The sequence below is a fragment of the Kitasatospora sp. NPDC091276 genome (genome assembly GCF_040684355.1).
In the GTDB taxonomy this organism is placed as follows: Bacteria; Actinomycetota; Actinomycetes; order Streptomycetales; family Streptomycetaceae; genus Kitasatospora.
On the sequence record NZ_JBFBFU010000054.1, the window covers coordinates 25,186 to 37,143 of the forward strand.

The 11,958-nt window shown below is 76.4% G+C and carries 1 protein-coding gene; it reads right to left on the bottom strand.

What is annotated here, in order from left to right; translation table 11 throughout:
• Positions 1–210: 210 nt before the first annotated feature.
• Entirely contained in the window at positions 211–11,886 is an 11,676-nt protein-coding gene (locus AB0O19_RS36860) for a type I polyketide synthase (RefSeq protein WP_363625975.1), read from the bottom strand.
• Positions 11,887–11,958 lie beyond the last annotated feature (72 nt).

Here is an 11,958-nt window from a genome sequence, read left to right on the forward strand (position 1 = left end):
ACGCGGTGCGGGCGGCCCTGTCGTGCGGGCCCGTCCCGGCAAGCCCGTTCCGGGGGCCGGCCGCAGGCTCCTGACGTCAGGTCCGACCCGTCGCCCGCCCAGTCTCGCCACGGACGGCCCCGGTTTTCCCTAGAGGCGTGGACGCGCCGAGAAGCACGGACGGGCGTGCCCGGTACCCGTGGGTACCGGGCACGCCCGTCCGGCCTGCGGCTACTCCTGGCCGCGCAGCCACTCCTCCACGACCTCGGCGGTGAGGGCCGAGTCCTCGCGGATCATCGACAGGTGGTCGGCGTCGACACCGACCACCCGGGCGCCCGGCACGAGCGGCTCGGCCTGGGCACGCTGCTCGATGGGGGCCTCGTCGACGCCGGTCAGGGCACGGTCGCAGGTGACGAGCAGGACGGGGGCCGTGGTGTGGTGCACCTCCAGGCGGTTGAGGAGGACCATCCAGCGGCCCATCGCGGACAGGCGGGAGTTGGTCAGCCGCACCGGCGAGTCGCCGCCGGTGAAGTTGAGCCGCATCATGCCGGTGTAGTCGGTGCCCTCGTCGGCGTTGTGCTGGAAGCTCAGCGTGTCGAAGAGGACGACGCCCGCCGGGCGGATGCCCCACGTGTGCTCCAGCAGGCCGGCCGCGGCGTAGGCGAAGGAACCGCCGGAGGAGTGGCCGGCGAGGACGAACGGGTGGCCGTCGCTGGCGCGCAGGGCGCTCTCGGCGATCACCCGGGTGGCGACCTCGGGGGTGGCGGGCAGCCGCTCGCCCGTGGCGAAGCCGACCAGCGGGAGCGCCGACACCTCGCGCTCGCCACGGAAGTGGGCGGCGAGCCGGGAGTACTGGTGCACGCCCGCGTTGGCCGTCGGCGCGCTGACGCAGATCAGCCGGGTCGGGCGGGGCCCCTCGGCGAGGCGGGTCGCCCAGGGCAGGTCCTCCAGTTCGGCGGTCGCCTCGAAGGTGGGGCGCAGGGCCGCGACGGTGGCGAGCATGCGCTGGGCCTCGGGCACCTTGCCGATGGCCAGGGCGTCGGTGAACAGCCGCTCCAGGGAATCGAGTTCGGGCTCGCCGCCGGGCACGAGCACGGCCCCGCCCCCGCCGTCCTCGGCGCGCTGGTTGGCGAGCTCGCTGCGGAGCCAGGTGGCGAGCTCGACCGGCGAGCGGCTGTCGAAGACGACGGTGGCGGGCATCCGCAGGCCGGTGACAGCGGCGATCCGGTTGCGCAGCTCGACGGCGGTGAGCGAGTCGAACCCGAGCTCGTAGAAGTCGCGTTCGGCGTCGACGGCCTCCGGGGAGAGGTGGCCGAGGACGGCGGCGGCTTCGGCGCGGACGGTATCGACGAGGTAGCGCATGCGGTCGCGCTCGTTGAGGTCGAGCAGCTGCCGGGTGAAGTCGGCGGCCGCGCCGGCACCGCTCGTGCCGCCGCCCGAGGCGGAGCGCCGGGCGGCGCGGACGAGTCCGCGGAACAGCGGCGGCACGTCGCCCTGGGGGCGCATGCCCCCGGCGGCCAGGCCCATCGGAATGACGAGCGGTTCGGCGGAGCCGAGGGCCGCCTCGAACAGGGCGAGGCCCTGCTCGACGGAGAGCGGCGGGATGCCGCCGGACTGCATGCGCCGCATGTCGGTCTCGCTGAGCTCGCTGGTCATGCCCGCCTCCTGGGCCCACGGGCCCCAGGCGAGCGAGGTGCCGGCCAGACCGAGCGACCTGCGGTGGTCGATCAGGGTGTCCAGGAACGCGTTGGCCGCGGCGTAGTTGCCCTGGCCGGGGCTGCCCATGACGCCCGCGATGGACGAGAAGACGGCGAAGACCGCGAGGTCGAGGTGCCGGGTGAGCTCGTGGAGCTGCCAGACGGCGTCGACCTTGGGCCGCAGGACGGCGGACAGCCGCTCGGGGGTGAGCGCGGTGATGATGCCGTCGTCCAGCACACCGGCCGTGTGGATGAGGGCGGTGAGCGGGTGCTCGGCCGGGATGCCGGCGAGCAGGGCCTCGGTGGCGGCGCGGTCGGCGGTGTCGCAGGCGACGACGCGGGCGTCGGCGCCGAGCGCCGCCAGGTCGGCGAGGAGTTCGGCCGCGCCGGGCGCGTCCGGTCCGCGCCGGCTGGTGAGCAGCAGGTGGCGGGCGCCGGTGGAGGCGAGGCGGCGGGCGAGGCGGCGGCCGAGGGCGCCGGTGCCGCCGGTGATCAGCACGGTGCCGTCGGGGTGGCGCTCCGCGGGCATCGTGAGGACCGTCCGGACGGCGGACTCCCCGGCGGTGAGCGCGGTGCGGGCGGCGCGGATGTCGTGCGCGGCGACCGGCGGCGCGGTGAGCTCGCCGCGTCCGGCCAGGGCGACGAGCTCCGCGAGGATCGCGGCGGTCTCGTCGGCGTCCGGTGCGGGCAGGTGGGCGAAGGCGTCGTCGTCGAGGACGAGGTCGGTACCCGCCGCCGCGCGCCCGACGAGCCGCTCGGGCGGCAGGCCGTGGCCGAGCAGGGCGTCGCGCAGCCCGTCGGGGGCCGTGGCCGAGACATCGGCGCCCAGTCGCAGGGCGAGCTCGACGGCAGCGGTGGCCGGTCCGGTGGCGGTGGCGTGCACGTGGACGGTCCGGCCGGCCTGGACGGCCGAGCCGCCGAGGGCCTGCCGTGCGGGGACGAAGTCCGCGGCCAGGGCGGCGGCGGCCCCGGAGGACCAGCCGTCGGGCAGCGGGGCCAGCAGGCGCCGGTCCGCGACCGCCTTCGGCCCGGCCGCCAGCACGCCGAACACCTCGTCGCCCGGGCGAAGGTCCGGCACGCCGTCACCGACCGCCGTCACCACGCCGGCCGCACCGGTGCCACGGCCGTGGACGGCGGCCCGGACGGCGACGGCGACCTGCCCGGCCGCGGGCGGCCCGGCCGCCTCTGGGCGGGGCACGAGCGCCATGTCGTCGGGCAGCAGGCCGTCCAGGACCCACGGCGTGCCGGCCGGGGGCAGCAGCCCCGCCGCGTCCGCGAGCCGGGCCAGCCGGGCCACCCGCAGAGCGCCGCCGCGCACGGCGAACTGGGCCTCGCCGTCGGCCAGCAGGCCGGGCAGCAGCGGCAGGACCGCGGCCACGTCCTCAGTGTGTTCGACGTCGAGCAGGGCGAAGCGGCCGGGGTGCTCGGAGTTCGCCGAGCGGACCAGGCCCCAGGCGGCGCCGCCGGGCAGGTCGCGGACGGTCTCGCCGTCGGCTGCCCGGACGGCGCCCCGGGTCACGAACACCAGCCGGGCGGCGGCCCGGTCCTCGGCCAGCCAGTCCTGGACCAGGGCGAGGACGCGCGCGGTGTGCGCGTGGACGGCCTCCGGGACATCGCCGGCCGGGCCCTCCAGGGCGACCAGGACGAGGTCCGGCACCGGGCGGCCGAGGTCCGCGAACGTCGCGGCCGAGGAGCCCGTGCCGTAGCCGTCCCGGCCGAGCGCCGTGCAGCGCACTGCCGTGGCGGCGGGCGGCGTGGCGGGGGCGGGGACCCACTCGATCCGGAACAGCGGGTCGCGGCCGGTGCGGGCGGCGGCAGCGGCGGCCTGCGGGGCGCGCAGGGTGACCGAGCCGACCGTCAGCACCGCGCCGCCCGCCGGGTCGGTGGCGGTGACGGACACCGTCTCCTCGCCGAGGCGGGCGACGCGCACCCGCAGGGCGGCCGCTCCCCCGGCGTGCAGGGCCACGCCCTGCCAGGCCTGGGGCTGCGGCAGCTGCTCCTCGGTGCCGACGCCGATCAGCACGGCGGCGTGCAGGGCGGCGTCGAGCAGGGCCGGGTGGAGGCCGAAGTAGCGGGCGTCCTCGCCGGGTTCGCCGGCCTGCTCGACCTCGGCGAACACCTCCTCGCCGCGCAGCCAGGCGGCGCGCAGTCCCCGGAACGCCGGGCCGCGCCCGGGCTCGCGGTAGAAGCCCTCCAGGTCGACGGCGAGCGCACCGGCCGGCGGCCAGGCCGCCTGCGCGTAGTCCGGCAGGTCGGTGTCCTGGGGCACGAGGGTCCCGGTGGCACAGCGCGTCCACGGCTCGTCGGGGGCGGCGTCGCCGGGGCGGGCGTAGCAGGCCACCGGGCGGGCGCCGGTGTCGTCGGGCGCGCCGACGCGCACCTGCACGACGGGTTCGTCGTCCTCGGCGAGCGGCAGCGGGTCGCCGAGCGTGAGCTCCGCGATCCGGCCGCAGCCGACCTGGTCGCCGGCCCGGACGGCCAGTTCGACGAAGGCGGCGGCGGGGAAGGCCAGCCGGCCGCCGATCCGGTGGTCGAGCAGCCACGGGTGGACGCGCAGGGCGAGGCGGCTGGTGAAGAGCAGGCCGTCGGTGTCGTCGGCGAGCGGGACGGCGGCGCCGAGCAGCGGGTGGTCGGCCGGGACGAGGCCGACGGAGGCGACGTCGCCGGAGAGGGCGGCCGGGCGCGGCCAGTAGCGGCGGTGGTCGAAGGCGTAGGTGGGCAGGTCGACCCGGCGGGCGCCGGTGCCGTCGAACAGGGCCGCCCAGTCGACCGGGACGCCGGCCGTGTGAAGCGCGGCGAGGGCGGTGAGCAGGGTGCGCTCGTCGGCGCGGTCCTTGCGCAGGGCGGCGGCGCGGACGCAGTCGGCCGCGTCGTCGCCGAGGCTCTGTTCGGCGAGGGCGGTGAGGACGCCGTCGGGGCCGAGTTCGAGGAAGGCGGTGGCCCCGGCCTCGCGCAGGGCCCGGACGCCGTCGGCGAAGCGGACGGCCTCGCGGACGTGGCGCACCCAGTAGTCGGGGCTGGTGAGGTCCGCACCGAGGGCGCCGGTGAGGTTGGAGACCAGCGGGATCGAAGGGGCGGCGTAGGACAGGCCGTCGAGGACGGTGCGGAAGTCCTCCAGCATCGGGTCCATCAGCGGGGAGTGGAACGCGTGGGACACCCGAAGGCGGGACGTCCGGCGGTCGGCGAAGTGCGCCTCGATCGCAGCGACGGCCTCCTCCGTGCCGGAGACGACGACGGAGGTCGAGCCGTTGACGGCGGCAACGGACACGAACTCGGTCAGCAGGGGCAGGACTTCGTCCTCAGTGACCTGCACGGCGAGCATCGCCCCACCGGACGGCAGGGCCTGCATCAGCCGGCCGCGCGCCGCCACCAGGGCGCACGCGTCACCGAGCGAGAACACCCCGGCGACGTGCGCCGCGGCGATCTCGCCGATCGAGTGACCAGCGACCAAGTCCGGCCGCACGCCCAGGGATTCGACGAGTCGGTACAGCGCCACCTCGACCGCGAACAACCCGGCCTGGGCGTACGCCGTCCGGTTCAGCAGTTCCGCGTCCTCGCCCCACACGACCGCGCGCAGCGGCTGCTCCAGGTGCTCGTCGAGCACCGCGCACACCGCGTCGAAGGCGTCCGCGAACACCGGGAAGCGCGCGTACAGCTCCTGGCCCATGCCCAGGCGCTGCGAGCCCTGGCCGGAGAACAGGAAGGCCGTCGAGCGGTCCGCCGCGACGCCGCGGGCGACCTCTGTCAGGCCCTCGCTGCACGCGAGCAGCACGGCCCGGTACTCGAAGGCGGAGCGTCCGGTGGCGAGCGAGAACCCGATGTCCAACGGGGAGAGTTCGAGGGCGGAGGCGCGGGCGAGGTGGGTCTCCAACGCGTCCTCGGAGCGGCCGGAGAGCACCAACGGGACGACGGCGGGCAGCACCCGCTGGTCCTCGGTGCGCTCGGTCACGGCGGGCGCCTGTTCGAGGATCACGTGCGCGTTGGTGCCGCTGATCCCGAACGAGGACACCCCGGCGCGCCAGGGCCGGTCGACCTCGGGCCACGGCCGGGCCTCGGTGAGCAGGTCGATCGAGCCCGCCGTCCAGTCCACGACGGCGGACGGCCGGTCGATGTGCAGGGACTTCGGCAGCACGCCGTGCCGCATGGCGAGCACGGTCTTGATCACCCCGGCGACGCCGGCGGCGGCCTGGGTGTGGCCGATGTTCGACTTCAGCGAGCCGAGCAGCAGCGGCCGTTCGCGGTTCCTCCCGTACGTGGCGAGGAGCGCCTGGGCCTCGATCGGGTCGCCGAGGGCGGTTCCGGTGCCGTGGCCCTCGACGGCGTCGACCTCGGCAGCCGACAGTCCGGCGCTCGCGAGGGCCTGGCGGATGACGCGCTGCTGGGACGGGCCGTTGGGCGCGGTGATGCCGTTCGAGGCGCCGTCCTGGTTGACGGCGCTGCCGCGCACGACGGCCAGCACCGGGTGCCCGTTGCGGCGGGCGTCGGACAACCGCTCCAGGACCAGCATGCCGGCACCCTCGGACCAGTTGGTGCCGTCTGCGGCGTCCGAGTAGGCCTTGCAGCGGCCGTCGGCGGCGAGGCCGTTCTGGACGGTGAAGCCGGCGAAGCTCACCGGCGTGGTCATCACCGTCACGCCGCCCGCGAGCGCGAGTCCGCACTCGCCGTTGCGCAGCGCCTGGGTGGCCCAGTGCAGGGCGACCAGGGACGACGAGCACGCGGTGTCGACGGTGACGGCCGGGCCCTCCAGGCCGAGCGTGTAGGAGATGCGGCCGGACAGGACGCTCGACGCGAGGCCGGTGCCGGCGTGGCCGCCGATGTCCTCGCGCGAGTTCATCATGAGCGTCGCGTAGTCGAGGCCGTTGGTGCCGACGAAGACGCCGGTGCGGCTGCCGCCGAGCTTCTGCGGGTCCACCCCGGCGCGCTCCAGGGCCTCCCAGGACGTCTCCAGCAGCAGGCGCTGCTGCGGGTCCATGGCGAGGGCCTCGCGCGGCGAGATGCCGAAGAAGGAGGCGTCGAAGTCGGCGACGGCGTCGATGAAGCCGCCTTCCAGGGTGGCGCTGCGGCCGCGGCCGTCGCGGTCGCCGACGAGCAGGGTCCGCAGGTCCCAGCCGCGGTCCTCCGGGAAGCCGGCGATGCCGTCGCCGCCCTCGGAGACCAGGCGCCACAGCTCGTCGGGCGAGGTGACCCCGCCGGGCAGGCGGCAGGCCATGCCGACGATCGCGATCGGCTCGCCGTCGTCGGCCGCGGCTCGCACGGTGGGCAGCAGCGGGTCGACGGGGGTGTCGAGGAGCTCGGTCAGGAGATGCCCGGCGAGGGCCTGGGCGGTCGGGTAGTCGTAGACGGAGGTGGCGGGGAGCGTGAGGCCGGTGGCCGCGCCGAGCCGGGCGGGCAGCTCGACGGCCGTCAGCGAGTCGAAGCCGAGGTCGCGGAACTTGCGGTCCGGGGCGACGGCGGAGCGGTCGGCGTAGCCGAGCACGGAGGCGACGTGGGTGCGGACGAGGTCGGTGAGCAGGGCGGTGCGCTCGGTCGGGGTGAGGGCGCGCAGGCGGCCGGTGAGCTCGGAGGCGGCGGTCGCGTAGTCGCGGCGGACCGCGGCGGCGGCCTCCAGGGCGGGCCGGGCGGCCGGGAGGTCACGCAGCAGCGGGTTGCCGCGCAGGCCGACGAGGCTCTCCAGGACCTGTGGCTGCGTCAGGTCGAGCAGCACGAGCGCTGGGGCCGGGCGGGTGACGGCCTGGCGCAGCGCGGCCAGGGCGAGGTCGGGGTGCAGGGCGGGGACGGCGGTGCGCTGGGAGCGTCCGTCGTCCCCGGCCGGGGCGCCCGAGTCGATGCTGGTGGCCTCGGCGCCGATCCACGCACCCCAGGCCACGGAGGTGGCGGGCAGGCCGTCGGCGCGGCGGCGCTGGGCCAGCGCGTCCAGGACGGCGGCCGGGGCCGCGAGGGTGGCCCGGCCGGGGGTGCCGACGGCACCGGCGACGGAGGAGCAGAGCACGAAGGCCGTCAGGTCGATGCCGCGGGTCAGCTCGTCCAGGTGGAAGGCGGCCCCGGCGCGGACCCGGTGGACGGCGGCAAGGCGCTCGGGCGTCAGGTCGTCGAGGACGCCGTCGTCGACCGTGCCCGCCGCGTGGACGACGGCGGTGAGCGGGGCGTCGGCGGGGATCGCGGCCAGCAAGGCGGCGAGGGCGTCACGGTCGCCGACGTCGCACGACGCGATCGTCACGACGGCGCCCAGGCCGCTCAGTTCCTCGACGAGGTCGGCGGCGCCGGGGGCGTCCGGGCCCCGGCGGCTCGCCAGCAGCAGGTGGCTCGCGCCCGCGGCGGCGAGCTGGCGGGCCACGGCCGCGCCCCGGCCGCCGGTGCCGCCGGTGATCAGCACGGTGCCCGGGGTCCGCCCAGGCGTCCAGCCCGCGGCCGGCGCGCCGGCCGGAGCCGGGACCAGGCGGCGGGCGTGGACGGCGGCGGTACGGATCGCGATCTGGTCCTCGCCGTCCACGCCGGCGAGCACGGCGGCCACGCGGCGCACCGCGGACTGGTCCGGCACCTCGGGCAGGTCGACGAGGCCGCCCCACTGCTGGGGGTGCTCCAACGCGGCGACCCGGCCGAGGCCCCATACGGCGGCCTGCTCGGGCGCGGTCGGCGAGTCGGTACGGGCCACGGCGACCGCGCCGCGCGTCAGGCACCACAACGGCGCGGTGACGTCCGCGTCGCGCAGCGCCTGCAGGAGGGCGAGGGTCGCGGCGGCCGGGTCGGTCTCACGGCCGAGCGCGAGGAGGGACAGGACCCCGGTGAACGGGCCCCCGGTCGAGGGAAGTTCGCGCAGGAGCGTAGCGATCCCGGCGCGCTCCTGGGCGGACACGGACAGGCACAGCACGTCCGGCCCGACGGCCTCGCAGGCCGCCTCCGTCCACGCCTCGTCGCCGTCCTCGGCCGGTGTCACCACCAGCCATGGGCCGGACGGCCGGGCCGTCGAGCCGCCCGGCAGCGCGCGCCAGGACTCGTGGAAGCGCAGCGCGTCCAGCAGGGACTGGTCGCGGTGGTGGCGCCGCCACGCGGACAGGGCCGGGAGCACCGCGCCGAGCGCTTCGCCGTCCACAGCGAGGTCGGCGGCGAGCGCGTCCAGGTCCTCGCCCTCGACGGCGGCCCAGAAGCGGGCGTCCAGCGGGTCGTCCGGCGCGGCGGCGCCGGGGCGGGAGGTCGGGGCGTGCGTCTGCGGCCAGTAGCGCTCGCGCTGGAAGGTGTACGTCGGCAAGCCGGTGCGGCGTGCACCGGTGCCGTCGAACAGGCGCGCCCAGTCGACGGGCGTGCCGACGACATGGAGGCGGGCGAGCGCGGTCAGCAGGGCGGTCTCTTCGGGACGGCCGCGGCGCCCGGCCGACTCGACGACGACCTCCGAGGCATCCGCCAGGGTCCGGCGGACGGCAGGGGACAGGGCCGCGTCCGGGCCGAGCTCCACGAAGTCGGTCGCACCGGCGGCGTGCAGCGTGCGGATGCCGTCGGCGAAGCGGACGGCCTCGCGGACGTGGCGCACCCAGTACTCGGGGCTGGTGACGTCCTCGCCGAGGGCGCCGGTGAGGTTGGAGACCAGCGGGATCGAAGGCGCGCTGAAGCTCAGCCCGTTGAGGACCTCGCGGAAGTCCTCCAACATCGGGTCCATCAACGGCGAGTGGAACGCGTGCGAGACCCTCAGCCGCGTGGTCCTGCGGTCGGCGAAGTGCTCCCCGATCGCCGCGACGGCCTCCCCCGCGCCCGAGACGACGACGGAGGCCGGACCGTTGACGGCCGCGATCGAGACGAAGTCGCCCAGCAGCGGCAGGACTTCGTCCTCCGCCGCCTGCACCGCCAGCATCGCGCCGCCGGACGGCAGCGCCTGCATGAGGCGGCCGCGAGCAGCCACCAGGGCACAGGCGTCGGTCAGGCCGAACACCCCGGCGACGTGCGCGGCCGCGACCTCCCCGATCGAGTGCCCGGCCACGAACTCCGGCCGCACACCCAGCGATTCGAGCAGCCGAAACAGCGCCACCTCGACCGCGAACAACCCGGCCTGGGCGTACTCCGTCCGGTTCAGCAGCTCCTCGTCCTCACCCCACACGACATCCCGGACGGGCAGGTCGAACTGCGCGCAGACCGCGTCGAAGGCCTCGGCGAACACGCGGAAGCGGGCGTACAACTCCTGTCCCATGCCGAGGCGTTGGGCGCCCTGTCCGGAGAACAGGAGTGCCGTCCTGCGCTCGCCGTCGGCGACGCCCCGGGCCACTTCGGCGCCGTCCAGCAGCACGGCCCGGTGCGCGAACCGCGACCGCCCGGCGGCCAGCGAGAGGCCGACGTCAACGGGCGGGGCGTCCAGCCCTTCCAGTCGCACGAGCTGGGCGTCCAGCGCGGCCTCGGACTTGCCCGCCAGCACCCATGGCACTGAGCCTGGCGCCACCGACGGCTCCGCCACGCCGGCCTCGGCCGGCGGCGCCTGCTCGATGATCACGTGAGCGTTGGTGCCGCTGATCCCGAAGGCCGACACGCCCGCACGGCGCGGCCGGCCGGTCTCCGGCCACTCCTCCGCCTGCGTGAGCAGCCGGATGTCACCCGCCGTCCAGTCGACGTGCGAGGACGGCGCGTCCACGTGCAGCGTGCGGGGCAGCACACCGTGCTGCATCGACAGCACGGCCTTGATCACGCCGGCCGCACCGGCGGCGGCCTGGGTGTGGCCGATGTTGGACTTCAGCGAGCCGAGCAGGAGCGGGCTTTCGCGCTCCTGCCCGTAGGTGGCGAGGAGGGCCTGGGCCTCGATCGGGTCGCCCAGCGTGGTGCCCGTACCGTGGCCCTCGACGAAGTCGACCTCCGCCGCCGAGAGGCGCGCGTTGGCGAGGGCCTGGCGGATGACGCGCTGCTGGGCCGGCCCGTTGGGGGCCGTCAGACCGTTCGAGGCACCGTCCTGGTTGACGGCACTGCCGCGCACGACCGCGAGCACCGGGTGCCCGTTGCGGCGCGCGTCCGAGAGGCGCTCCAGCACCAGGACGCCCGCGCCCTCCGACCACCCGGTCCCGTCCGCACCGTCGGCGAACGCCTTGCAGCGCCCGTCCGGGGCCAGTCCGCCCTGCCGGGTGAAGCCGGGAAAGCCGAGCGAGGACGACATCACGGTGACGCCGCCGGCCAGGGCCAGCGTGCACTCGCCGCTGCGCAGCGACTGGGAGGCCAGGTGCATCGCCACCAGCGAGGAGGAGCACGCCGTGTCGACGGTGACCGCCGGGCCCTCCAGGCCGAAGGTGTAGGAGATCCGGCCGGAGACCACGCTCGCGGCCAGGCCGGTGCTCGCGTGGCCCTCGATGTCCTCCTGGGCGTTCATGACGAGCGTCAGGTAGTCCTGGCCGCCGGTGCCGACGAAGACGCCGGTCCGGCTGCCGCGCAGCGCCGTCGGGTCGATCCCGGCACGCTCGACGGCCTCCCAGGACGTCTCCAGCAGGAGCCGCTGCTGCGGGTCCATCGCGAGCGCCTCGCGCGGCGAGATCCCGAAGAAGGCCGCGTCGAAGTCGGCCACCCCGTGCAGGAAGCCGCCCTTCGCGGTGGCGCTGCGCCCCCGGTCGCCGGGGCCGCCGCCGAGCAGGATGTCGAGGTCCCAGCCGCGGTCGGTCGGGAAGTCGGAGATGCCCTCGCGGCCCTCGGCAACCAGCGCCCACAGCTCCTCGGGCGTGCCGACCCCGCCGGGCAGGCGGCAGGCCATGCCGACGATCGCGATCGGGTCATCGGCGATGGCGGTGGCCGCCGCGGCCGGGGCGACCGGATCGTCGTGCCAGCCGAGCACCTCCGCGAGCACGCGGTCGGCGATCGCGGCGGGGGTCGGGTGGTCGAAGACCAGGGTCGCGGGCAGGCGCAGGCCGGTGACGGCGGTGAGGCGGTTGCGCAGTTCCAGGGCGGTGAGGGAGTCGATGCCGAGGTCGTGGAAGTCCCGGTCGGCGGCGACGGCCTGCGGCGAGGCGTGGCCGAGGATAGCGGCGGCCTCGGTGCGGACCAGGTCCACGACGTGGCGCAGCCGGTCGGCCTCGCGCAGTTCGTGGAGGCGGGCGGCGAGGGCCGTCATGGTGGCGGCACCGGTGCCGGTCGCGGAGGCCGTGCGGCGCCCGGCGGGCAGGAGGGCGCGGAACATCGTCGGCACCTCGCCGCGTGGGCGGGCGCCGGCGGCCATGCGGCCGGTCGCAACCAGGTAGGGCTCGTCGATTCCCATGGCGGCGTCGAGCAGGGCGAGGCCGTGCTCCTCGGTCAGGGGCGGGACGCCGGAGGCGTGGATGCGGTGCAG